This is a genomic window from Paraburkholderia sp. EG304 (assembly GCF_046543485.1).
Classification (GTDB): domain Bacteria; phylum Pseudomonadota; class Gammaproteobacteria; order Burkholderiales; family Burkholderiaceae; genus Paraburkholderia; species Paraburkholderia youngii.
Window position 1 is genome coordinate 18,693 of the sequence record NZ_JBKGUA010000055.1, and the last position, 24,539, is coordinate 43,231.

Here is a 24,539-nt window from a genome sequence, read left to right on the forward strand (position 1 = left end):
GTCCTAGCGTTGATGTTTGGGTTGACTATCCTGGTGTCGTGACGGTTTTGTCGCGATAATGATTACAAGTGGCTCTGTTGAGATTTGAGTGGGTTATGCCGCATGCGAGTTGATCGAAGTGAAGTCGAGCTTGCCAGCGATCAGGAACAGCACGGTACGCATGGTCGTGAGGTTGGCGTAACCGCGCGCGCGTCGCTTGGCGGCCTGAAACAGGCCATTGAGAGCCTCCGGGAAGCCGTTGGTCTGACGCGTCTGGGTCCAGGCAACGATACCGTCGAAGTGCTTGCGGATCATGCGCGCAACCTCCTTCATGGGTTCGACCTTGGAGCGCATCACGTTGATACACCACTGGTCGAGCATCCTGGAGACGACGTTGATCTGCTTGCGATCGAGGATGTCGCGCAATTGCTCGCGATAGAGCCAAGCCCGGGCGGTTCGCTTGGTCGTAACGTTGGCAACGAGCGCGTCCAGATCGGCACGCTGCGCCACGCTCAGCCGGTCGCGGTCCTTGAGCAGTGCGCAGCGCAGGCCCTTGAGTTCAGGGTCGCTCTTCTGTTCGAGCCGCCGCGTCTTGTCCAGAGCAAACGATGCCTGAGCGACCACGTGAAATTGTCGAAGGTGATGCGGGCGTTGGGCAGGTGCTCGCTGACGCCCTTGATGAAGGCAGGCGACATGTCGATGCTGACCGAGGTGATTTGCCCGGGCGTGGCATTGTGCGCTTGCAGATGGGCGGCGAACTGCTCGATGGTGGCGGCGTCCCGGCCTTCGGTAACGAACACGACCTTGCGTTGTTTGGCGTCGGCCACGAGCGTCAGATAGTTGTGCCCGCGCTTATAGGAGGTCTCGTCGACGGCCGCGCTCGTCACGTCGCACAGATCAATCTCGACCAACGCCAGTTCGACGTAGCGCTTGCAGATCGCGTGTACGCGGTGCCACGACTCGCCGACGGCGCGGGCCACGGCGGCAAAAGGCATCTGCTGGGCGAGTGTGAGCACCATCGCCTCGAACAGCAGCGTGAAGCCGCTGAGCTTGGCGGCCCAACTGGGTTCGACGAGCGCGACGCGGCCATCGGGCAGCCTCACGCGCGGCGTGCGCACTTCGAGATAACAGTCATGCTGGAAGAAGTTCAGGTGCCGGTAGCGCTTGACGACAGTGTCATGCACGGGATGCGCGCCAGCCACTTCCGGATACGGAAAGCGAGTGCCGGCAGTGAAGTCGATCTGAATCGTCAGCCGTTTGGCGGCCGCGTCGAAATCAACGCCGCTCACAAACCACGGATCGCTCACACCCAATGCGGCTTCAAACAACTGGCTATGCATGACTTCCCTTCGTCTTGTTATGCAAAAAACCGGACGAAACCACCCACTCGGAATTCAACAGAGGCTTACAAGTATAAGCTACGCCTGATATGACAGGGGTCTGTGCGCATTCTCACGAGCGTTCAAAAGGCTCAGGCAAGCGAAGCGAAAGCGAGATAGTTCCCTGCCAGCTTGTCGCACCGAGGAAAATTCCCGATATTGCGTGCGAGAATGAACTGGTTTAGCATTTGCGCACCCGTGCGGTTATCGCTGAAAAGGGCTACGAATCGAACGTGTTTGTAGAGAGCATCCGCGCTACGTGTGCGAAGGTCGTGATCCCACCGCGGTCGATTCGAAAGATCAGGCGTCGCTATCGCCGCGGGCTGTATTGGGCCCGAAACATCATCGACCGCTTTTTCAGTAATATTGAACATTTTCGTCGTGTCGCCCACTCGCTACTAATCAGCCGCAGGGGCGTCCGGCGTCATCGACGGCAATGTGTAATTTGGTGGTCAGTCCACCTCGTGAGTGGCCGAGTGCTTACACACCGGTTTTCTTTCGAGCTCCGGACGGATGCTGATGTGCACGCGCAATGGTCGAATCGATTGGAGCAGCCCCACGTATCTGAGGACACGAGGACTCTCTTAAAATAAGGGATAGTCTTGTGCCTAAGGAACGCGCTCGAAATAACTTCCCGCTATGCGGCGCTCCTCGAGCGGATGCTGTAGTTCCACGAAGGCAGGGTTGAGTCGTACTCAATGTTGAGCAATGCGCGGGCGTGGCGGGTGACCGTCCGTCCGGCTTCGTAAACTCCGTCAAGGATGTCAGCGGTCACTTTCAGACCGGTTTTTGTGGAGGCTTTTTCGATCAGTTCACGGACCAGACTGACGCTGCTGAAAACTACGCCAGCACAGGCTCGCGTAATGTGTGGGAACACGCGGTGCTCGATTGGATTATGTTTCGAGCAGTACGGCGCATAGTGGGCCACCCGGATTTCCAGTCCGAGCCGGTCTGCCAGATTTTGCAGGTCGCTTTTGAAAAGCCACGAATTACTCGGGTTGCTGCCGCCGCCATCGCACAACAGCAGTAACCGTTTGCCCTGGGGATAATCGGCGCGCCCGTGTTTTTCCCACCAGTGCGCCACGCTGTCGCAGGCAAACTCACCTCGTTACACACATCTCCGCGAAGCCCCGTCAGATAAGGCTTGAAGTTTGATCTGACGCAGGAATTCGGGGTTGTTAACTGAAGCGAATGCGCGTTTACTCTTGCAATTTGCGGCGACGACAAATGACGCGAGAGTCCGATGGCTGGGCGTACAAGGAACTGGAAGGCGTGGATCTGGATGACGTGAGGCGCAATAAACGCGCGAAGGCTGTGCTTACACGACTCGCGGAGAAGCCGACGGCGAGCATTCCGGGCGCGTGCCGTGGCTGGAGCGAGACGCACGGAGCCTACAGGTTCATGCAAAACGAGGCGGTCGAGTGGCGCGACATCATGGAGCCGCACTGGAACTGCACGCAGGAGCGCATGCGCGAGCACGATGTCGTGCTGTGCATCCAGGACACCACGGGGCTGGACTTTAACGGACAGGAAATCAGTGGCCTGGGGCCGCTGAGCTACGAGGCGCAGCGCGGCATGTATCTGCATCCGACCTACGCCGTCACTACGGATCGCGTGGCGCTGGGCGTGATCGATGCGTGGATGTGGGCGCGCGAGTTCAAGGATGCCGATGGCCGCCGTGGCGGCATCACGGAAAGCACGCGCTGGGTTGAAGGTTACGAGCGCATCGCCGAGATTGCCGCCCAGTTGCCGGGCACGCGACTGGTGTACGTGGCCGATCGCGAGGCGGATATCGCGGCGCTGATGCTGCGCGCCGACGAACTCGGGACACCGGCGGACTGGCTGATTCGTTCGTCGCACAATCGTAGCCTGGATGGTGGCGAAAAGCTCTGGTCGAAGGTGCTCAAGGCGAGGGGCGTGGGCGAGGTCCAGTTCATGATGGCCGCTCGCGTGGGTCAGAAGGCCCGCACGGTCAGACAGGTGCTGCGCATGAAGCGCGTGACGTTGCCGTGCGGTGTGACGGTGACGTGCGTCATCGCGAAGGAAGTTGATCCGCCTGCTGGCGTCAAACCGGTCGAGTGGCGCTTGCTGACCAACCGTGCGCCGGTCGGACACGACGATTTGGTCGAACTCATCGACTGGTACAGAGCCAGGTGGGAGATAGGTGTGTCCAGGTAAGGACACGTTATCCAGTCGGTGAAAGTCCGACCGAGGCAAAAGACTCAAGCCTCGTAGCTTGGGAGGCGTCATGGCGCGAAAGCAAGATGACGGAGCCCTCCGACAGTATGCTCAGAAAGGAGTGTATGCAACGCACCAGGTTGCAACGTGCAGTGAACGCAGATGTAGCCTCGTCACACGAAACTCCGGTGGCTGAGACGGTCTATAACGCGCGAAAGCAGCAAGTGTTGTCCGAAACGGGTCCGATGCGGCAACACTCACCGGCGGGGTATCAGCGGCGACATGGTGTGAAGGATGACGTGGAAACTGGAGAAGCCCTCGGCATCCGGCGGAGAAATGGTTCTGTCGCAGTAAGAGCGAGAGGTCGGCCAAATCCGATATGGTATGGATTCCTTATCTAGCCAGCGAATAGAATTGCTGTGCGGGAGTTTGACCAACGCCGCCATCGTTCAATTGTCTCTTGACGATCATGTGCATAACTTCGATGCCGCCCAACAGGATGCGGGCACAACGAAAGCTTTTGAACCCAAGCATCGGTCGAGTTCGGCGCTTGATCGCCCGATGATCCTGTTCGATGATGTTATTCAGATACTTTTTCTGGCGGGCCTTGATCGGCACCTCCCGTGGGGCGTTGATCGCCCGCAAGGCAGCCAGATTCGATCCGCTCTCGTCGATCGTCACGGTCTCGGGTTCGCCATTCTGGTCGATTGCCTTTTCGAAATAGGCCCGGGCCGCAGCCTTGTCCCGTCGGGCTCGCAGCAGAAAATCAACGGTGTTGCCTGCCTTGTCGACAGCCCGATAGAGATACCGCCACTCACCCCTGATGCGAATGTAGGTCTCGTCCATCCTCCAGCTCTTGCCGACCATCCGTTTGCGTCGTCGAAACTCCTTCTCCAGGACCGGCAGCAGTTTGAGTGCCCAACGATGAACGGTCGAATGATCGACCGCAATCCCGCGCTCGGCCATCATCTGTTCAAGATGGCGCAGGCTCAGCGGATAAGCCACGTACCACCGAACGCACAGCAACATCACGTCCAGCGGGTAATGCAAGCGTTTGAGTACTTTTCCCTCACCCGGACTCAGCTTCTCGGTCATCGATCACGTCACGCATTAAAGCCCGTCAGCATAGCAGACCGCCTTATTGCGACAGATCCCTATGTCTGGCAACAGGACCGAAAGCTTCAGGCCGGCAAATTCAGGGCGCTGCGGCCGCTGCCGGGGACAGAGCCGCGCATTCGGCGCCCCTCGTGAACTGCCACAGGGGCGATCGATCCTGCGACCATACCCGACGAGCTCAACATCGTATAATCATCGCCTATAGCCGCCTCGACCTCGCGAAGAGAAAATCTGCCGTGAATAACCTGATGTCCCAACAACCGCTTGCCGACGACGATTTCGCCCGTCTCGCCGGGTTTCTCGACTCCATCGGCGATGCAGCGATGAACATCGAAACGCTCGACGGCTATTTCGTCGCGTTGATTTGCGGGCCAGACATCGTGTTGCCCAGCGAGTATCTGCCGCAGATCTGGGGGGAGGATTTTTCGTTTGAAAGTGACGGACAGGCCACAGAAATCGTCGAGCTGCTCATGCGTCACTGGAACACGATCAGCACGGAATTGCAGCAAACGCTGCATGAGCCGAACGTGTACCTGCCTGTGTTGCTCGAGCGAGAGGATGGTGTTGCCCCGGCCAACGACTGGGCGCACGGCTTCATGCGCGGCGTACAGATGCGTCCCGCGAGCTGGGGTGAGCTGATCCATGACGAGGACCACGGTGGACCGATGATCCCGATCATGATGCTGCATCATGAGCACAATCCCGACCCGCAGATGCGGCCACCACAGATCCCTGCAGAAAAGCGCGAGGAACTGCTGGAAACGATGATCGCCGGACTGACCCATATCTACCGTTACTTCGAGCCGCATCGGCGGGCACTGGCGCACATCCCGGCGCGTATGCCCATGCGCCGGGAAGAACCGAAGATCGGGCGCAACGAGTCGTGCCCGTGCGGTAGTGGCCGCAAGTACAAGCATTGCTGCATGGCCAGTTCGCCGACGTTTCACTGATCAGGCAGCACAGCAACGGAGACACGTAATGCCCCAGATTCCGGATGATGCAGATCTTCCCCTGAACGCCAACGGCCCAGCGTACACGTCGCGACAGGATCGTGACGGCATACCGCTGTCGTATGTCGGCGAGAAACTTGGGCTTGCCATTGAGGATCTACATCGCCATGCCCGACGCTGTCAGGGGGAACGTGATGATTTGCGCTGCACCATGCATCACCTTCTCGTGGCATACCTGGGACTACATAACATGCTCGGCAAGGCGAACGACCAGACCCTGATTGACCGGTTACTTGACGGCAGCAGCGAGAAGCTGGAAACGTGGCTGCGCCTGATCGAGCGGGAGGGCGATGTTCATGGGCTCGCCGAACTGGGCAACTGACGCATGCGGATCGCGAATCCCATGAAGCCAACCTTTCGCGGCGAACGGGTGCCAGCCGCCATGCAAGACCGGTATGACGAGATCATTGCGCTTACCGACGCCTTTTGTGCGCAACACCTGACTGATGAATACCGCGACCTCTGCCGACGTCTCGTTGCCACCCTGTGCCGCAAGCGGCCATCGCCACTGGTGACTGGTCCAGCGCGCTCCTGGGCCTGCGGCGCGGCCTACGCGATCGGGAGAGTCAACTTCGTTTTCGACAAGTCCCAGAAGCCCCACATGCGTGCCGATGCACTGTGCCAGCATTTCGGGCTAAGCGCCCAGACCGGTTCGGCCCGCTCAGGAGCAATTCTGAACCTTCTGAAGATCGGCCAGCTCGATCCTCGCTGGTCACTTCCCAGTAAGCTCGACAGAAATCCGCTCGTCTGGCTTATCGAAATCAATGGCATGATCGTCGATGCGCGCCGCATCCCGCGCAATTTGCAGGAAGAAGCCTTCCGGCTGGGTGTCATCCCGTTCGTTCCAAGCGAAGAACGCTAGTTCGCGCAAAATCCCGAGCCCCGTTTGTACTTCGCTTGCGACGCTGCGACGTAGCAATTTCCCTTTACGCTTGGTCGGGTTCTCCGCCCCCTGGCTCAGGCTAAACGTGCTTTATTTTCCGTTTCGGGGTCCCCGTGATTTTCGTGCTGTTTACCGGGTTAGCGGCCTCTAGGCGCGACAAGGCTTTGCGGTCGGCCCCCAAAACAATATCCTTTTAAATCAATACGCTGCTGTCTGGTCTTTCTGTGTCACATGAACACCTCCCCAGACGGCCTTCTCCGGCGGTCCGGGGTCTTGGACGGTCTGTTTGGGCGCACACTCCGCTGATAATAGTTTTTATCCTCGGCAGCATTCTGTTTTCATTTCTAAAACGGCTTTTCTACCGTTATACATGTATGAAATAATAGCCCGAAAAATCGCCCATTTCCCGCCTGGAGCCCGCCATGTCCCGTCCGGCCACCACCACCCCTGAGCAGATCCGTTCCACCGTGCTCGCGATGCTCGCCGAGGCCGGCGACGCCACGCCCGTGACGGGCGCACGCTTCCGGAAGGTCATCTCGGTTCGCAAGCTCCGGGCGCGGCTCGGTGCCGGCGACCCCGCCACCCTCTCGCGCACGCTCAACGCAATCGAGGCCGAAGTCGTGCGCGCGGGCCTCGCGGATATCGCGATCCCCGGCATTCCATCCGACATCGCCGAGCAGATGGGTGCGCTGTGGCAGGCGGCCGTCACGGTCCAGCTTGATGACGTCGTACGCCTGAAGGCCGAGGCACAGCAGGCCATCGCCGCGGCCGATGTGGCGCGCACCGACGCCGAGCTGCGCGTCGAATTACTGCGGCAGGAAGTGAGCGAGCTGCGTTCGACCCTCGCTGGTCGCGATGCGGAACTGGCCGACCTGCGGGCGCAGCACTCCCATATCCAGGCACGCTGTGTCGCGCTCGACGAGGCGCAGCGGGAGCGACAGGCCCGGCTCGAGGCGGCCGTGGCCGAACGGGCGACGCTCGAGCGAGCCCACGCAGAAAGCCTGGCGCAGAGCCAGCATCGATACGAAGCGCTATCGAAACAGCTGCTGCAGGAAACTGCCCACCAACGCGAGGCCCTGAAAAAGGAACACGGGCAGTTCGTGTCGCAGCTGAAATTTGCTGAGCGGCGCATTGCCGCGCTCGAAGGCGAGCACGAGCGGCTCGAGGCGGAGCTCGCCAGCGAGCGCGCGACACGCCAGCAGGCGGTCGGCGAGGCGCTCGCGCTGAAGGCCGTCAACTCGAGCCAGCATGCACAGCTCGACGAGCTGATGCGCGTGGTGTCGGCGCGCGAGGCGCCGCGTCGGGCGCCGGCCGCCTCCGCGGGTCCCGCGACGGCCCGGCGCACGAAGTCCACGCCGAAAGGCGGCGGCGCCGTGCGGCCGAAGAACGCCACGCGGGCGAAGAAAGCATGAAGCCGCTGCATCCGGCCGGCTGGATCGATCACGGCACGACGCCCCCGCAGCATGTACCCGCCAGCGTGGAAGCTGCCATCGCGTACGTGGCCGACGCACTGGGTCACGTTGTCCATACGCGCTGGACACTCGCCATGATCCGGCAGCATTACGCCTCGCTCGCCGACGCGAAGGCAGTCCGTCCAGCCACCATGCGCGTGCTGCTTGATCACGAGGCGGCCGTCGAATACTGGGACCGCGGCCGCGTGCGCACGGTTGCCGCCGGTGAGGCGCCAGCGCCCGATGTCGTGCTGGCCCGCGTGCTGCATACGCATCGCCGGCGCTTCAAACCGGCCACCGAGGCCGCCAGGCCCGTCGCGACCGGTGAGCTGAAGCGGGAGGCGACGGCCCTGATGTCCTTGCCCCAGCCGCTGGTCGTGTGGCTGGCTCGCGCCGGGCGCTTCGCCGCCGTTGCAGGCGCAACGAATACGCTGGGCGTTGGTGACGACGCCCAGGCGGTGGCGCTGTTCCTGCGCGACCGGGCGAGCCGCTCCCCGCATACGCTGCGCGCGTACCGCACCGAACTGCGCCGGCTCGTCGGCTGGTGCGAGTCGCGACAGCTCGGTCCACTCTCCGACCTGACGCGCCATGACCTGCTCGCCTACCGGCAGGCGCTGCGCCAGCCGGCCTCTGACACGGTGGGCGACACGACGCGCAGGCTGTCGGAAGCGCTGCAGTCCCGTGCGCTGGCTGTCGTTGCGAGCCTGTTCCGCTACTGGACCGAAACCGGCTATCTCACCGCGAATCCTGCGGCCGGTCTGGTACGGGGTGGGCGCTCGCGGGCGAGCTTCGCGCCGCAGCGCATGCTGCCTTCGGTACTGCTGGCTGCGTGCGATGCGTGGGTGGACGAAGCCGTCGCGGTCGGCGATTCTCTGGTGAGCGCGCGACGTCGCGCGATCTGGGCGCTGTACCGCTATGCCGGTGTGCGGCTGGTCGAACTCGTGTGGTCGGACGAGGCGCAGTTGCCGAAGCTCGACGTCGACGACCACGGCAGCTGGACGCTGACTGTGCTCGGCAAAGGACGCAAGACGCGCGCGATTCCCCTGCCAGCGGTCTGCGTGACTGTGTTGCGGACCTACCGTGAATTGCGCGGCCTGCCACCGCAACCACCGCTCATTGAGCACGCGGCGCTAATCCACGGGCTCAGGGGCGACACGCTGAAGGGTTCCGGTCTGTACGACGAGGTCAAGGCGATCTTCGTGGCGGCGGCGGAACGGCTCGCGAACGCGGACCCCGACGGCGCCGCGCGTCTGCGGCAGGCGTCGCCACACTGGTTGCGGCATGCCTACGCGCGGCAACTGGTCGTTGATCACCAGGTGCCATTGCCCGCCGCGCAGGCGCTGCTGGGTCATGCCTCGGTGCAAACGACTGCCGCGTACGCGAAAACCGATCTCTCGCAATTGCGCGGCTTTGTTGACGCGAGCTTCGACGTCGGGGCGCCTTCGCGACAACGCGGATAGGAATGCAAAAGATCAGGGGAAGCGACGATACCTGTGTGCTTCATGAGATCGCGCAAGATCGGCATGTCGTGAGCCCTGGATGCCTGCGCAGCTTCGCCTGCGTGCAAGCGAACAACCTGTCGATCCTGGATGAGCCATGGTGATTACCGGAGGCACGACCACTGCATGTTACCTCGCGCGGGCGAGGCCCGATACCGGAACTGCAGCGGTACTGGGCATGAGCCGGCTCACGTACTGCGCGACCGGGAAATCGAACGTCCCGCGCAGATTGATGCCTTCCAGCGCGGTGGGCGCAATGCGCCGCATGTGTTCCGCGACGACAGGCTTCTGGCCAAGCCGCTCAACGGTTTCGAGTGCGTGTTGCATGTGCTGCGTGTTCCAGGCCATGACGGCGTTGGTGAGCAGCGTGAGCGCGGAAGAGACCGCGAGCAGCGAATGCGGCTGCCGCGCGAGTTCAATCGCAATCTTGCCCTGATGGATGGCGCGCTGCACGGTATGCACCGCCTCACCGCGATTGAGCGCGTGGTGCAGCTCGCGGCGAAACGCCGGCGTGGTGAAGTAGTCGATCAGGAAGATCGAACGAAACAGTCGACCCAGATGCACGCCGCCATCGTAAAGGGGCTGGCCGCGTGCATCGGAAGCGAAGCGCGACAGCGCCTGGACGGCCGTGCAGCGCCCGCTGTAGACGGAAGCGACCACGCGCACGAAATCATCCCAGATGGCCTCGATCGCCTCCACGCGCACATCGCAGTCGGTAACGTCCTTCAGCAATTCGGACACCGCGTGGCCGACGGGCACGTGCAGACGCCGGTCCCGCAGATGCGCCAGCCGGGGGCACAGATCAAAGCCGGCTCCACGTGCGAGAGCCATTGCGAAATCCGTATTTATATGGACATGTCGGTATTTTTGCCGATCGATCATCGTTCCAATTGGTCGACTCAGCCTTGTTCCGGATCTTCGATCGTTTCGCCTAGCTCGGTCAGGAGCCGCGTCAGGTGGTTGGCGGTCGAGAGATGCCGCTCTCGCTCCTTGGGCCACCCACGCGCATGCGCATCGTCAGCCAGAACGATTTCAAGCTTGCGGCGCTCGCGCAGGCGCGGCGCGTACGCCGGCGTCGTTACGAACTTGGCACAGGTCAGATACATGTCGCATTCGCAAGGGCCTTCCGCAGGCAGACGCAAACAGTGCCCCAGTTCCAGCTCGGTCTTGAAGAAATTGCATTTCAGCCAATCGACGGCGGATTTCGGCAAGACCCCACTGCGCAACTGCGCAGCCGCCGGGCCCGCGATCACTGAGCCCGGCTCTAGAACGGATTTGTAGTCTCGAAGCACTTCACGGTCACTGATCTGCGCGTAGACCAGTGACATGGCTGGACTGCGATGTCCCAGTATGCTCATGATCGTATGCAGCTTCGCGCCCCGCTCGGCCAGTTGCGTGCCGACAGTGTGGCGGAAACGGTGAGCGCTGATAGTGCGACGGCCGTTTGCATCGACAACGCCAGCGGCTTCGCATGCGCGCTTCAGTGAAATCTGGAAGAGATACGTACACGAAAGCAGCCTGCCGTGCGCCATGAATACATATCGTGTTGCAGTTCCGGTCAGCTCGTCCGTGAAAGCGCGCTCGCGTCCCTGATCTCGACGCCCTATCAAATCCCGAAGGGCCTTCGCCGCTTCTTCATGCAACGGCACGACGCGCTCGCGGTAAGTCTTGCCTGCGGGTAAACGCAGGCGAGATGTGCCGTCCGGATAGGTATCAAGGCAGTCGATCGACAGTCGCTGAATTTCTCCTTTTCGCGCACCCGTCCACCGGGCGATCAGCAGAGCGGTACGTTGATAGGGACACTCGAGATTGCTGACAGCGACCATCAGACGCGCAAGCTCATCTGCGGGAATGAACCGAGGCACGCGCATCGGTATCTTCGGAATATCTCCGTCGCCCAGGAGCGGGCGACGCGGTGTATCTTCCCACTCCCACGCGGCGGTATTGCGAAAGAACTGTGATATCGAGGAGACATGCCCGCGCCGAGCCAATGCTCCGAGAGGCTGCCCCGTCCGCGGGCTCGGCTGTTCAGATAGTACAACTAGATACTGCAAGACATCGTCCCGCGTAACCTGAGTAAAGTTCGAAATCGCGGGTCGCTCCAGACTGAGCCACACCATGAAGCGATATAGTGCAAGCTCCAGTCGCTGAACGGTTAGCGGGCGATCTGTGACGCTGCGGGCCACCAACCAGCGGTTCACGACTACCTGCATGCGCGGTGGCACGGGCTTGCGTTCCTTGATGCTGCGCATGAACTTTCTTGGCTGGGTGTCCACCTGGCCCCGATGAAACAGCAGTAGCTCGAGCTGATTCACGCGCAGCGTCCAACTCTTACGGAAGGCCTCGAAGTTGCTCGACGCACTCGGATAAAATTCCACGAGATCGGGGCTGTCCAGAAATGCCCCGACCGCTTCACGCAGGCCGTGCACGTGTTCTGCATTCAGTTTCGATGCGTGCGGACACCCCGTGTGTAGCAACACGCGGCTCAGGGTCCAGCGCAAAGTTGCGTCGATGCCGAATTTGCCAAAACCGAGTCTTCTTGCATCAGCCCGCAGCGCGTCAATACCCAGATCAACGCCCATATGATCCGCTACCTCCGGAACGAACAGAGGAGAGCATGCAAGCAACCATGGGTAATCGAATTGCACGAACCCGCGAAGCCCCAGGAAGAGAAGATACGGCTTGGCAATATGAGAGAGTTTTGGATCCAGCCCGTACTGCCTTCTCGCCGGCACATTGCCGACGCGGATCGCCAACGGCTCTTCGAACCACATTTGAAGATCGGGCCAACGCTGCATGAAGCGACGCACATCATTGAGCTTGCGGGCGCTCCGGGTAGCCGAACCGGGGAGCGAATTGGCGAACTCCGCATATTCCGGCTCGGAACAATACTCGCATGCGCGACGCGGTACGTCGATTGTGGGGGCCTTGAAGGTTCCTGGTTGCAGCATGGACGTTAGGTCCGAAAGGCTCAGGCCGAAGCTTCAGCCGATGATTCCACGCGATCAAGACCCAGTGCCCGTCGGTAGTCGGCTACAACCTCGCGATCAGATACTCGCGTATAGGTGCGGGTCGATTCCGCGGAGGCATGACCCAGCCGCTTCTGAAGCGTCAGCTCGCGCATGCCGGCTTCCCACATCCGGGTAGCATGGGTATGCCGCAGGCTATGCGGCGTTACCCAGGGCTCCCGAATTCCGGCGCGCTCGCAGGCACGTATAAACAGCTTGAACAACGCTGGGTAGCCAGGCGGCTCCAGTCGTCGCTTTCCGGCGCCCCCAACCAGAAACACGAAGGGACTGTCGCCATCCTTTGGCCTTTCGGTCATGATGTACGTATTCACTGCTTCCAGCGTGGCAGGATCATGCAGATCCACGACCCGCTCGAAGCGAGACTTGGCCCGCACACCCTTCGGGTGATCGTTCCGATATCGCACCATGAGACGACGCTGGCCATATCGGATGTCTTCCAGGTGCAGGCCGAGCGCTTTCCCCGGTCGCAAGCCACCATCCAACATCAATCGCACGAGAGCGTGGTCCCGCTTGCAATGCAGTTCTGCAAAGAGGGCATTGATCTGTTCGTCCGACATCGGGCGCGGCAGCCGGTCCACGGTCTTCACCGACAGTCGCCTTCGCAACGGCCGCTGGCGGCTCGCACCATCCATGAACGGTCGATGCCTGCTCGTCACCCGCTGCTGCTGGTGGTCATGTGTCTTCTCAAGCGGGTTAGCGCTCTCGAGCTGAGCCGAGAGAATGGCGAAATCATAGAACGACGACACCGCCGCCAGTATCCTGTTGACAGTGGCCGGGGCCAGTTGCGCCATTGGCTTGCCGTCGATGGTGACTGCCTCGGCGATTGAACGCCGGCGCGGTGACAAGGGAATCTTGAGCGATCTCAGATAGCCGAGAAATTCAACGGCATGCCAGACCCTGAACTTGTGCCAGTCCAGATGCTGCTGTGACAGGAAGCGCCACAGGTGCTGCAGGTCGTGCGCATAGGCGACCAGCGTGTTCGGCGAACAGTCGCGTGCTGCCAGGTGCCGTAGGTAGGCATTGACGGCCGCAACGGGTTCGCCGGCGTCGTCGAGCAACTCAACGCTTCTCTGCCCGCCCAGAGGTACGGAACGAACAACCATGGCGGTCTCCTTTCGGACAACCAGTTGGGCACCGACCGCGGACGCGGCTGCCAGCAGCCGGCATCTGGCGTGCCAACGTCGCGCAGCCGGCAGGTCCGCTTCGGGCTACGCCCTGCGCGGACCTGCCGGCCAAAGGATCGATCAGACCATCGCTGCTTATATGCCCGATCCCAGTGGCAAAACGATGACGGTGTCCATGTAACAACAAATCCGTGCGTGTCCACTGCGATCTGCGTGACGTCGTCGATGCTGTCCTGGCGAATGACGCCCTCGATCGCGGCGCCCGCCTGCCGCTGGTTCAGCAGGATGGGCTGATCGTAGAAGATGCCCCAGCGGTCTCGCACGTGCGTGTACATGCCGATCGAGCGCGTACGCCGGCGCGGATCGGCGCGGGCTTGCCAGACCGTTCTGGCCGTCTCCAGCGACATCATGTCCGAGGACGCGAGATCGGCCCGCCCCCAGTACTGGGTGATTGGATGCCGGTGCATGAACTGCAGCACGGTATCGGCGGCCTGACGCAACAGTCGTTCATCGGCAATGTGACGCATCATCTGGCGGATCGCCTCGGCCGACAGCTCGGGCACCATGCGCGCGATGTCGGCGGCGGACATTGAGGTGCCATGCGCGAGGATGGCGGCGTAGACCATCAGCAGTTCACTGCGGGTGCGTGGCTCGCGCCCGAGCAGGAGCCAGCTGAAGCGCACCTCGCTGTCCACCTGCAGGATGATCTCGGGCAACTGTCCGTCCGGACGTGACGCGAACAGGGCCCGGCGCAGGTCCTCAACGGCCTTGTGCTCCGGCTCGGCCTTCACGGCATCGAGATGAACCGCGTCGTCAACGCGGACTTCGCCACGTTCAACTGCTTCGCGCAGACGCTCGAGGCCTTCGTCGAGATGCTTGATGACGGGTTCGAGAAAGACCTTCGGATCCTGCGGCAAACCCAGTTGCCCGTAGAAGTGGTTGCGTTGCCGTTGCCAGTCCTCGGCGGGGATCAGCAGCGTGCCGAGGCTGCGGAACGAAAAGCTGTGTTCGACGTAGACCGATCCATTGCGCAGGGCGACCCGCAAGGCGAAGAGCGTCGCCCATTCGAAGGCGATCAGCGCGTCGCCGCGGTTCTCGCTGGCGATCATGCGTTGCCAGGCCCGCCCGAGCGCAATCGCGGTGTCCTGCGGCAGCTCGACTGCCGTGACTGCGTAGAGTTCGCGCAGCAGCACCAGCGCGTCCATGACCGGATGGGCGCTCTGTGCCTGGAAAGGCAGGCTGAGCAGCTTCGCGAGCAATGCACGCGCTACACGCCGCTTCGAGACGAGCTGCGCCCGCATGAGACTGGTCCGGCTGGGGGCATCCTGTTTGAGCACCGCGTCGGCCAGGTCGCACAGTTGCTTGACGAGCGCATCGCGCGTCAGGTCCCTGCTACCGGCGAGTGCCTTGACTGCCTCAGCAAAATCCTGCAGTTGCGCCTTCAGATCCGGGCGCGAAGCAGCGACCCTGTCATTTGCAGTCCTGATCGCCTTGCGGATCCGGTCACCGAGCATCGACAGGAGCTGGTCGGTTGCCGAGCACAACGCGTAGCGCATGAAGCAGGCCGCCTCGAGCCGTCGTATGGTGGACTGGATACGGTGACTCACCGAAGGTTTGCGGTTCGCACAGCGCCGCGCATAATGCCGCACGATGGCTTCGTTACATGTATCGGGCCACGTCGCCCGCACGCCGAGTTCAACCAGATGGTCGACCTTGCGGAAGAGTTCACTCATCTGTCGCGTCGAATTGCGCAGCGGCACCGACCATAGCCATTGCTGCAGGCTCGAGGCCTCGCCATGCGGCTTCGGGAGAAGCTTGCCCCACCGATCCAGTGTGGTCTCGCCGAAGGCCTGTGTCAGTTCGCCCGTGAGCGTCGCCTCGACATCCCGGACAGCCTGTACGATCAACTCCCGAAGGGTGCGGTCGCGAGGCAGCAGGATCCGGTGTTCGTACAGCCAGCGTTTGAGTTCGTGCAGCAAACCGTTGCGATCCTGCCGGCCTGAAAGTGTGGATTTCAGCCAACGCATCACATAGCGGCGTTGATGCTCGGTCATGGGCCCGAAGCCGAGCGCCTGGTATGCACAGACCTGATGTTCGATGAGCGTGTCGGTGTGGCCGTCGTACAGGGACGTCATCGTTCCGAGATCGGGCGGCTCGATGCCGAGCTGTTGCCCAAGGTGCTGCCACAGATTGTGCGGCACGTATCGGCACGCGTCGAGAGTACGACCGGTCATGCGCACGAAGCCGATATGAATGGCCAGCGCCAGGCGGTAGAGGTGTCGGCGACGCGCGTTGATCAGCACGCACTCCTTCGCCGAAAACGTGAAGAACGTGGCGAGTTCAAACTCGTTGAGCGTGTACGGGATCGAACGCATCCCGAGATAGGCCTGCCGCCAGTATTCCATTGCCGTCCGCTCCGCAGCCGGAAGAGGGACCGCTTAGCAGGCTGTTGAAAAGCGCCTCGCCATGAAGACCGAAGCAATGTTCAGGAGTGTTTCGCGTGCGATTTTCAGCTGAAATCCAGCTGCGCCAGTCAGTTTGTGCAGGCAACGCGCCTGTGCGGCGGTGCTATGCGCCTCGGTCCGTGCGCCATGGCGGCTCGTTGCACCGCTCCCGTAAGCACAGCGTCCATTATTCGCGCCATGCGCGTGAGGTTGCTCGCCACCATCGTGAGCTTGAAGTGCTGGTCGACCCGCTTGATGCCGCGATACACGGTCTGCCGGATCCGGCCGACCGTCTTGCCCCAGCCGAAATGCTCCTCGATACGCTTGCGGATGACCTGGCTCATTTGGTATCCCGCGTGCCGCGATGTACGGTCATCGATCGCGCTGCCACCCGGGCGGGCGTCATTGCGTGCGACATGCGGGGTCACGTTTCGCGCCCGGCAATCGTTTACGAAATCATGCGTGTCGTACGCCTTGTCGGCACCGATTGTCTTGGCGTGAGTGCCCGGCACGCAGTCAAGCAGTCGCAGCGCACTGGCACGCTCGGCAAAGCCATCTGCATGGCTGACCACGGCGCCGACCACCAACCCCGAGCGGTTCTCCATCAGAATATGCCCCTGGTAACAGAGGATCGCCGGACTCTGCCTGCTCTTCTTGAACAGGCGTGCATCCGAATCAGTGCTCGACTCATGCGTGTCATTGCTGCGCCGCTCGCCCTTCCAGTCGGCCTCGGCGTTGCGCCCACCGCCGGCCGGCGGATCGTCAGAACCGTCCTTGCGGCGAAAACTCTTGTGACTCGCCCATGCCTGAATCAGTGTACCGTCGACCGAAAAATGCTCCCGGGACAGCAGACCCTGCTTATCGGCGAGCCTCATGACTTCCGTGAAGAACGACTCCACGACTTCATGCTCGAGCAGCCGGTCGCGGTTCTTCGAGAAGACGGAGTGGTTCCACACCGTGTCCTCGATGGCCAGCCCGACGAACCAGCGAAACAACAGGTTGTACTGCATCTGCTCCATCAGCATGCGCTCGCTGCGCACCGAGTAGAACACCTGCAACAGCAGCGCACGCACCAGCTTCTCCGGTGCAATCGAGGCCCGACCGCTGTCCGCATAGATAACGCTGAACAGTCCGTTGAGTCGCTTCAGCGCCTGATTGACCAGCAACCGGATGGGGCGCAACGGATGGTCGGCTGGAACAAAGTCCTCAAGCTTGACCGTCGTGAAGAGGGCTTCCTGCATCTCATCCATTCCGCGCATCGAATTCATTGCCAAAGATCATGAACACGATATCCATAACGCTTGGCCCCGGAACGCCGTTTACACGGGATCAAATTTCAACAGCCTGTTAGGCTACGCCAACACTATGACAATTGGGATCAACGGCATTGCGCCCTTCCCATAGAGCAAACAGCAAGTCCTTGATTTACCGAATCTTCTATATGGCGACAGGCCGGAAACCCTTGTCGCGCCTGGATGGCGCTAAGCCGGTAAACCGCATGCAAATCACGGGGACCCCGTTTCCTGAAGCGACCCCGGATACCGAGGAAGAGCGTGCGCTGTCGTGGTACTACTACCTGGAAGAACAGCTCTCGTTTCCATTCCTGGCCAACGTTCGCAAGGCGATGGCCTCTTCGCCGCTGCCCGCAGGTGAACAGGTATCGGTCACCGCGCTCGCTCATGAAGACCTGTGTCGGGTTGGCATCTTCGTCTGGGCCCGGTGGGGTGAACGAGACGTGGTGGCACCGCTGGCCCAGCTTGTTTCGTTGAACAGCGACAAGTCAACACAGGTGGCAGTCGCGGACTGGCATTACTGGCACGATCAAAGCTATGCGTTCTGAGCTTCAGACTTCTGGCGGGTTGCGCTGACGGATACGGCTCCTTTACGCCGCCCCCGAATTGGCTCTATAACGCCGCCCGCTGACACCGCTTGACGCGCACCTGCAGCTGCGCGCGGGCGCGAAACTTTACGATTCGCCGCGCCGCGATGGGTGCGGCAACGCCGGTCAGCGGATTACGCCCAGGGCGTGGCGGCTTGTCACGCAACTCAAAGACCCCGAATCCGGCAAGCCTGACTGCGTCGCCGAGGGCCAGCGTGTCGCGCACGATGTCGAAAAACGCCTTGACCATCTCGGTCGCTTCCTGCCTGCTGAGTCCCACGCGATCACACAGTGCGACGACCAGCTCGGCCTTCCTGACCGTGCGCGTGTGAGCAGCGCCGGCCGTCTGCATGACGGGCGAGTCGCTCTTCATTGCCTCGCTCCGGGCTTGAGGTAGTCCAGCCGCGCATCCGCGCGGTTTGCCCATGGTGCGAGGGACTCATTGCACACAATGTCGCCTCCCTGCACCGACGCCCCCTATTCGTCGAGATCAAAGAGTGCGCGGTCAGCAGGGCGCGTGAGCGCGTCGTTCATCATCTGGTGGAACTCGGCCTCGTCGAATTCGCCGCGCTCGAGGCGATGGAGTACGGCTTCGCCCACGAGCATGACCTTGCGCTCACGATCGGCGCGGCTCTGCCGGTATGCCTTGCGCCGCTCGCGATCGGCGGTCTTGCGCGCCTCCTTCAGCGCCTTCACTTTTTCGTCGGTCGCCGCGAGACGGCTCTTGAGTAGCGTCATGTTTGCTCCGGATCGGGGAGGGCGACCGGTTCCGGCCGCCACACGGTGATGGTGCGGTTGACGGGCACCATGTGACTGTTACCGGGCCCGGTTTCAATTTTCACAAAGGTGCCAAGGTGGGTGATGCCCACCACGGTCAGGCGTTGACCGGCGGCATGTCCGTACCCAATGGACGCGGCGGTGATTTCATCGCCCGCCATAAGCTCCTTTCCAGCAACTTCCATCTCAGGCATCGCCCATTTTCCCTGTGGTTGTTTGCGGCCGGGATTCCGGCCCCAGCTTCATCGGTAGCGTTCTCCGTCCTTTTCACGCCGGGGCAGTTCACTGGCGTGAAAAGGACGCCTGTCCGTCATGGTAACAAGGCGTGATGCGGGGAACGTTCACTTTCGGCCACGTTCTGCCTGATTTGGCGCGATGAGTAAAAGCTCATCTGAGGGCTTCGGATAACGAATCCCGCCCGGATCTTCAATTCCTCGAACAGCCTCGCGACGCGCACGTACAGCACGGAGAAGCCCTGTCGACAGGCCTGCTGGCCGAAGGCGCAGGCGACCCAAGTCTTTCCGGCGCCAGTCGGCCCTGTGAGGATGAGGTTCTGTGCGTTGCGGATCCAGTCACAGCTGGCGAGCGTGGCGACGATACCCTTGTCGAGACCACGGCTCTGCCGGTATTCGATGTCCTCAATGCAGGCGGTTCTGTCGCGGTAACGGTGGACGGACGAGCCTGGTCGATATAATTAGGATGGGTTACATAACCAAAGAGTAGAACTGCTCGGCGGCTGACGGGTGGGTGCCTTTTTTCACCCGCATCTGGCCTTTCCGAATCATATGCATGGTCTCGATGCCAGACAGAATGATGCGTGCGCACCGAAAATTCTTGAAGCCCATCATCGGTTTGACGAGACGTTTGATGGTCCTGTGACCTGCTCAACAATGTTGTTCAGGTACTTGCATTGGCGAATCCTGATGGGCGTTTCCCGCTCGGCATTGACGGCCTGAAGCGCCGCAAGGTTGGACCCGCTTTTATCCACCGTGACCGTCTCCGGCGCGCCATTCTGGTCGATCGCCTTTTCAAAATATCGTTGCGCGGCAACCTTGTCCCGACGGGCCCGAAACAGAAAATCCACCGTGTCTCCGGCCTTGTCCACCGCCCGATACAGGTACTTCCACTGGCCCCGCACCTTGATGTACGTCTCGTCCATCCGCCAGCTTTTGCCGACCGGACGTTTGTGCTTGCGGAAGGCTTTTTCGAACAACGGCACCAGCTTGATCACCCATCGGTGCACGGTCGAATGATCGACCTCGATACCGTGTTCCGCAATCATCTCTTCGAGATCACGCAGACTCAGCGAATACGCCACATACCACCGTACGCACAGCAGAATCACGTCCACCGGGAAATGCAGCCGCTTCAGGACCTTCGCGATCCCCAGCGGCAACGTCTTCCGGGAAATGCGTTGTTTCTTCACCGGCGCTTCGGACAAATTTTTCATGTTCTGATTTTACGCTACCTCCGTAGCGCGACAGAACCACGCAAACGGACGGTCGGCAAGAGCTGGAGGATGGACGAGACCTACATTCGCATCAGGGGTGAGTGGCGGTATCTCTATCGGGGTGTCGACAAGGCAGGCAACGCCGTTGATTTTCTGCTGCGAGCCCGACGGGACAAGGCTGCGGCCCGGGCCTGTTTCGAAAAGGCAATCGACCAGAATGGCGAACCCGAGACCGTGACGATCGACAAGAGCGGTTCGAATCTGGCTGCCTTGTGGGCGATCAACGCCCCACGGGAGGTGCCGATCAAGGTCCGCCAGAAAAAGTATCTGAATAACATCATCGAACAGGATCATCGGGCGATCAAGCGCCGAACTCGACCGATGCTTGGGTTCAAAAGCTTTCGTTGTGCCCGCATCCTGTTGGGCGGCATCGAAGTTATGCACATGATCGTCAAGGGGCAGATCGACGATGGCGGGGTTGGTCAAACTCCCGCACAGCAATTCTATTCGCTGGCTGGATAAGTAATCCATACCATATCGGATTTGGCCGACCTCTCGCTCTTACTGCGACAGAACCACAATTTTAGCTCAGTGCCTTGGCGCGACTGAACCGGCAGAAACGTGAGGCCCTTTCCCAGGCCATCGCGGCCTGGGAAAGGGCCTCGTGCGCCCGCTTGGCGAGGTAAGCGGGGGAACTCCCGTTCGGCAACACCTCCGCTCGTCCGTGCATCGAACAGGTTGGCAATACCCGTCAGCCTTCGGGATCTGAGAGAGATATGATCTCGGTCAAATGCTACTAAGGCTTCTGCTCGTATCCTGTGCTTGCGGCGAGCGATTATTCTCGATCTGCTTACTGCGAATGCTTTTGGGCGATCCATCAGGGTTTGGACGGCTCCGACGATTTTATTGCCGGATGTCGATTCGAATGTGACAGGAGAATCTCGCTGGCCGTTATCGGCCAACGATGTTCCTGCTGGTGATCACCTGATCCGGAAGGTCTGGCTTTTCCGATGGGTAGTTCAGAAAGTGCGCTACGTTCAAGGAACGGGATCGCTCACTTGCATGTTATTGCCTAATTCAAGCGCTTTCCAGGCGAATGGGTCGGTAATGGCAGCGCAGCGCACCGCCGCGGCCACTGTGCACGTATATGGTCAGACTCGACGGAGGTGGCATTGTGGCTAGACGTGGGGGCGGTATGCTGTATGTAATCCAGGCACGCCCCCCGGCAATCATTGCTTTATCCCCGGACGGTTCGCACCAGCTCGTCATCGCGGACCTGACGAATACACCCGACGGCATAAAGGTGGATGCCGAGGACCGACTATTGTACTGGAGCAACATGGGCAGCGGCATCCATCTGGTTAACGGTGACGCGGTGCTCCCGGGACCGCCATCGAATGATGGCACGATCGAATGCTCGAAGTTTGACGGTAGCGGGCATCGAGTGCTTGTGCCTTCCGGAATCGCAGGAACACCCAAGGAACTGGCCTTGGATAGGGAAACCGGCCATCTGTACTGGTGCGATCGTGAAGGCATGCGAGTCATGCGCGCCCGGCTGGATGGAACTGAGGTCACGGTGCTCGTGCGGACTGGGAATTTCCCGGAAGACACTCCGGATGCGACACGCCACTGTGTGGGTATCGCGCTCGATAAGAAAAACGGGCACATTTACTGGTCTCAGAAGGGCCCTGCCGACGGCGGACAGGGGCGTATCTTTAGGGCAGGCATTGAGCTACCGGCTAATGCAGTTCCCGATAGACGGTCGGACGTTGAATGTTTGCTTGCCAAATTGCCGGAGCCTATTGATCTCGATATCGATCACCGCGACGCGATGCTTTATTGGACAGATCGCGGCGATGATGCGGACGACGGAAATACACTGAATCGTGCAAGGATCACAACGCTGGGACTGGCAGATCGTGAAGTGGTTGCGCGGGGACTTAAGGAAGGAATTGGCGTGTGCTTAGATTGGAGAAGGCGCCGTGCCTTCGTGACCGATCTGGACGGCAATGTCCGCGAGCTGGACATCGATACGAACCATGACTCGCATTTCACTACGGTTGCCCATCTTGGGGTGCTCACTGGTATTGATTACGCCGGTTCTGGTGCAAATAGGTAGGCGGGTTGAGAAAGCTCATATAGGTAGGAAAGCTTATCGATCAAACAGGACCGCATTCCATACGGCGGGCGCAGCGGCCTCCTTGAGGCCGAGCTTCGCGAGATCGAACTGCCCCTTGCGAATGCGATGCGTCAACTCGATTCCTGAAATCGTGCTCGCGGCGCTCCCGAATCGCTTGAACCCAAGCATCACGTTCGTTCTGGACTTGATGTAGCGATGGTCTTGTTCGATCACGTTGTTCAGATATTTTGAGGACCGGACCTTCGTGTCTTCAGGCAGCAGACCATCGGCCTTCATTTCGCGCACCGCGCGGTGCGATGCGGCATAGCCGTCGAGCGTGATGGTCTCCGGCGGCTGGCCCTGACGCTTGATAGCCTGGCTGAAAAAGGCTTTGGCCGCAGCCACGTCGCGTCGGGCTCTGAGCATGAAGTCCACCGTCTGGCCAGCCCGATCCACTGCCCGGTACAGGTAGACCCACCTGCCGCGAATCTTCAGGTAAGTCTCATCGACACGCCACGAGCGACCCGCAGGTGTAGCAAAGCGGTTCCAGCGTTTGACGAACTCGGGTGTATAACGCCTCACCCAGCGCAGAATCGTCGTGTGAGCCAGCGACAATCCCCGTTCGGCCATCATCTCGACCAGATCGCGAAAGCTGAGCTTGTAGCGCAGGTACCAGCGAACGCACAGAATGATGATCTCCCGATCAAAATGGCGTCCGTCGAACAACTTCTCCGGACTCTTCAGCTTGCTCATCGCGGCTCGTCGGTTCGTTTTGTTCCGACAACTCTAACCCATTCGCCGGCCCTATTTGCACCAGAGCCCAGAAATGGTCAAAGTCGTCCAGCGCGGTGTGACCCAGGTCGTTTTTCGGTAGGGGCCGGTTCCCGATAGTCAACCGGAGGAGTTCGTCTGGTTTTCCGTAAGTCATTTCTAACCTCCCGATGATGAGACCACGAGCAGCAAAGTCGATTCCTGCCTAGCCGTCCGATTTAACCAGGTGATGAAAACGGAAAGTGCCCGCGGTCGCGTCGTTACTTGCGAAGCCTCGAGCCGCTAGGGAGGCTCAATGCAAACGGACGGGTTATTCGCCCTCCTGCAGCTTGAGATTCTGTCGCCGCGATGCAAGCAGCCGCAAGAGTTCTTCGCGAAGATCCGAGACATCCAGCAAGTGCTGAGCGCGTGTGAAGGCGACGTAAAGTAGTCGCAGTTCGTCGTCCTCGACCGTCAGACGGCCGTCGACGTACTTGAACAAGAAATCATTGACGACCTTGACCCGCTTCCATTCGAGACCCTTGGCTCTATGCACGGTTGAGATAACGTAGTCGGAATCTGTCTCGGGCGCTATCCGTTGCGCCAACGAGCGCAGATAACCTGTTCCCAGCTCGTCCACAATTCGCACGATCGGCAGCAGATCCGCACCAGCCACACTGCGAGCGAAAGACTGCGCGTCCTTCCACGTCTCAAACAGGGAAAACGCTGCAGGCCTGAAAGCACGACGTCCCGCGAGCAGTGCATCGGCGCCGTCCGCATACGCGACGATTTCTGCTGAACTCATGCGGATCGACGGTCTGTGGCCTGCCTCTACCCCTGCGGCAAGATGCCAGATTGCTGACACATTCTTGCGACATAGGATGGCATCGACGGGTGGTGAGACAGACGGGTCTTCAACCCCGATCGAGCCGATCGCTTCCTGGCCGCGAACGGGTGTTTGCTCGCCCATCAATGCCAGCAGCCGACTGGCCAGCGAGGCAATCGCGGGACCGAAACGGAACGACTCTGTCAGGGCGTATTCGGGTGCATTTATCTGCGCCATTGCGTTAACTGCACCACGCCATTCGTATATCTGTTGATATGGATCGCCAACGAAGACGATTTGCGCGTGCCGTTGTCGATCAAGGAGCCACAGCATCACTCCGTCGCTATCCTGTGCCTCATCGAACAGGATGAAATCAGATTCTATGCACGGGTCCGTTTGCGCCCAGACCTTCAGGTAGACGTCAGGAATAATCGCACTGCGGCCGCGCGGATCGATGCTCTCACTCCACAGACGCCCAACATACGGACGCAATCCGTCTCGCAGCCAATCGGCCGCTTTTGCGGATTTCGGCGAACGTGACCGCCGATTTCGGGAACGTGACCGATTCGGCGGGGTTGGGCGTTGCGCGGTGTCGATTGTAGATTTCCTTGTCAGTTCTGGTCGAGTTCCGGCTCCAGGACGTTGG

15 protein-coding genes and 11 pseudogenes are annotated in these 24,539 nt (G+C 60.6%); 10 read left to right on the plus strand and 16 right to left on the minus strand.

Going from position 1 to position 24,539, the window contains the following annotated elements:
- Positions 1-93 precede the first annotated feature (93 nt).
- Positions 94-1,319, minus strand: a pseudogene (locus ACLFKU_RS36035) (ISL3 family transposase).
- Positions 1,320-1,513: 194 nt separating this feature from the next.
- Here ACLFKU_RS36035 and ACLFKU_RS36040 point away from each other — a divergent pair.
- Positions 1,514-1,747 (plus strand): annotated as a pseudogene (locus tag ACLFKU_RS36040) (IS5/IS1182 family transposase); the annotation flags it as partial.
- Positions 1,748-1,769: 22 nt separating this feature from the next.
- On the opposite strand, the pseudogene ACLFKU_RS36045 reads toward ACLFKU_RS36040, so the two are convergent.
- Positions 1,770-1,904 (minus strand): annotated as a pseudogene (locus tag ACLFKU_RS36045) (IS5/IS1182 family transposase); the annotation flags it as partial.
- A gap of 91 nt (positions 1,905-1,995) precedes the next feature.
- Positions 1,996-2,451: pseudogene (locus ACLFKU_RS36050) on the minus strand (ISAzo13-like element transposase-related protein); the annotation flags it as partial.
- Positions 2,452-2,585: 134 nt separating this feature from the next.
- Here ACLFKU_RS36050 and ACLFKU_RS36055 point away from each other — a divergent pair.
- Positions 2,586-3,521 (plus strand): annotated as a pseudogene (locus ACLFKU_RS36055) (IS4 family transposase); the annotation flags it as partial.
- A 408-nt stretch (positions 3,522-3,929) separates the two neighbouring features.
- Here ACLFKU_RS36055 and ACLFKU_RS36060 read toward each other — a convergent pair.
- Entirely contained in the window at positions 3,930-4,631 is a 702-nt protein-coding gene (locus tag ACLFKU_RS36060) for an IS6 family transposase (protein ID WP_410852339.1), read from the minus strand.
- Positions 4,632-4,888: 257 nt separating this feature from the next.
- Between ACLFKU_RS36060 and ACLFKU_RS36065 the strand changes: the two genes are divergently transcribed.
- The 5 genes from ACLFKU_RS36065 (at position 4,889) to ACLFKU_RS36085 (ending at position 9,456) form a co-directional block, all read left to right on the plus strand.
- Complete coding sequence (locus ACLFKU_RS36065; RefSeq protein WP_410852340.1) at positions 4,889-5,602, plus strand: UPF0149 family protein; 714 nt, start codon at positions 4,889-4,891, stop codon at positions 5,600-5,602.
- Positions 5,603-5,630: 28 nt separating this feature from the next.
- Positions 5,631-5,984: a hypothetical protein gene (locus ACLFKU_RS36070; protein ID WP_410852341.1), complete on the plus strand. Its 354-nt coding sequence runs from the start codon at positions 5,631-5,633 to the stop codon at positions 5,982-5,984.
- A gap of 21 nt (positions 5,985-6,005) precedes the next feature.
- Positions 6,006-6,524: a DUF6398 domain-containing protein gene (locus ACLFKU_RS36075; protein WP_410852342.1), complete on the plus strand. Its 519-nt coding sequence runs from the start codon at positions 6,006-6,008 to the stop codon at positions 6,522-6,524.
- A 443-nt stretch (positions 6,525-6,967) separates the two neighbouring features.
- Entirely contained in the window at positions 6,968-7,957 is a 990-nt protein-coding gene (locus ACLFKU_RS36080; RefSeq protein WP_410852343.1) for a DNA-binding protein, read from the plus strand.
- Positions 7,954-9,456 (plus strand): tyrosine-type recombinase/integrase, encoded by a 1,503-nt coding sequence (locus ACLFKU_RS36085; RefSeq protein WP_410852344.1) that lies wholly within the window; start codon positions 7,954-7,956, stop codon positions 9,454-9,456. Before ACLFKU_RS36080 ends, ACLFKU_RS36085 begins: the two co-directional genes overlap by 4 nt.
- A 168-nt stretch (positions 9,457-9,624) precedes the next feature.
- Here ACLFKU_RS36085 and ACLFKU_RS36090 read toward each other — a convergent pair.
- The 5 genes and pseudogenes from ACLFKU_RS36090 to ACLFKU_RS36110 all read right to left on the minus strand — a co-directional run.
- Positions 9,625-10,422 (minus strand): annotated as a pseudogene (locus tag ACLFKU_RS36090) (Tn3 family transposase); the annotation flags it as partial.
- Positions 10,395-12,446 carry a tyrosine-type recombinase/integrase gene (locus ACLFKU_RS36095; protein ID WP_410852345.1) on the minus strand — a complete coding sequence of 684 codons (2,052 nt, stop codon included), beginning with the start codon at positions 12,444-12,446 and terminating at the stop codon, positions 10,395-10,397. The pseudogene ACLFKU_RS36090 and the gene ACLFKU_RS36095, both read right to left, overlap by 28 nt.
- A gap of 20 nt (positions 12,447-12,466) precedes the next feature.
- Positions 12,467-13,582 carry a tyrosine-type recombinase/integrase gene (locus ACLFKU_RS36100; protein WP_410852346.1) on the minus strand — a complete coding sequence of 372 codons (1,116 nt, stop codon included), beginning with the start codon at positions 13,580-13,582 and terminating at the stop codon, positions 12,467-12,469.
- Positions 13,583-13,833: 251 nt separating this feature from the next.
- Positions 13,834-16,053: pseudogene (locus ACLFKU_RS36105) on the minus strand (Tn3 family transposase); the annotation flags it as partial.
- 197 nt (positions 16,054-16,250) lie between these two features.
- Positions 16,251-17,351 (minus strand): annotated as a pseudogene (locus tag ACLFKU_RS36110) (IS5 family transposase); the annotation flags it as partial.
- Positions 17,352-17,590: 239 nt separating this feature from the next.
- Here ACLFKU_RS36110 and ACLFKU_RS36115 point away from each other — a divergent pair.
- Positions 17,591-17,960 (plus strand): annotated as a pseudogene (locus tag ACLFKU_RS36115) (calcium-binding protein).
- A gap of 36 nt (positions 17,961-17,996) precedes the next feature.
- Here the strand turns inward: ACLFKU_RS36115 and ACLFKU_RS36120 are convergent.
- From ACLFKU_RS36120 to ACLFKU_RS36140, 5 genes and pseudogenes are all read right to left on the minus strand, one after another.
- Positions 17,997-18,344, minus strand: coding sequence for an HU family DNA-binding protein (locus tag ACLFKU_RS36120; protein ID WP_410852347.1), 348 nt, complete (start codon positions 18,342-18,344; stop codon positions 17,997-17,999).
- A 104-nt stretch (positions 18,345-18,448) separates the two neighbouring features.
- The gene (locus tag ACLFKU_RS36125; RefSeq protein ID WP_410852348.1) at positions 18,449-18,709 is read right to left on the minus strand and encodes a hypothetical protein; all 261 of its coding nucleotides are present in this window, start codon (positions 18,707-18,709) and stop codon (positions 18,449-18,451) included.
- Complete coding sequence (locus ACLFKU_RS36130) at positions 18,706-18,942, minus strand: hypothetical protein (protein ID WP_410852349.1); 237 nt, start codon at positions 18,940-18,942, stop codon at positions 18,706-18,708. Before ACLFKU_RS36130 ends, ACLFKU_RS36125 begins: the two co-directional genes overlap by 4 nt.
- Before the next feature lie 218 nt (positions 18,943-19,160).
- A pseudogene (locus ACLFKU_RS36135) lies at positions 19,161-19,397 on the minus strand (ATP-binding protein); the annotation flags it as partial.
- 55 nt (positions 19,398-19,452) lie between these two features.
- A protein-coding gene (locus ACLFKU_RS36140) for an IS6 family transposase (protein ID WP_410852350.1) occupies positions 19,453-20,198 on the minus strand; the annotation gives its coding sequence in 2 pieces (ribosomal slippage) (positions 19,453-19,628 and positions 19,628-20,198; 747 coding nt in all).
- Positions 20,199-20,240: 42 nt separating this feature from the next.
- Between ACLFKU_RS36140 and ACLFKU_RS36145 the strand changes: the two are divergent.
- Positions 20,241-20,720: pseudogene (locus ACLFKU_RS36145) on the plus strand (IS6 family transposase); the annotation flags it as partial.
- Positions 20,721-21,393: 673 nt separating this feature from the next.
- Complete coding sequence (locus tag ACLFKU_RS36150) at positions 21,394-22,317, plus strand: hypothetical protein (protein WP_410852351.1); 924 nt, start codon at positions 21,394-21,396, stop codon at positions 22,315-22,317.
- 33 nt (positions 22,318-22,350) lie between these two features.
- Here ACLFKU_RS36150 and ACLFKU_RS36155 read toward each other — a convergent pair whose 3' ends face one another.
- Positions 22,351-23,070, minus strand: coding sequence for an IS6 family transposase (locus ACLFKU_RS36155; protein WP_410852352.1), 720 nt, complete (start codon positions 23,068-23,070; stop codon positions 22,351-22,353).
- A 328-nt stretch (positions 23,071-23,398) separates the two neighbouring features.
- Positions 23,399-24,539 (minus strand): ATP-binding domain-containing protein (locus tag ACLFKU_RS36160; protein ID WP_410852353.1); only part of this gene is annotated, 1,141 nt, incomplete at its 5' end.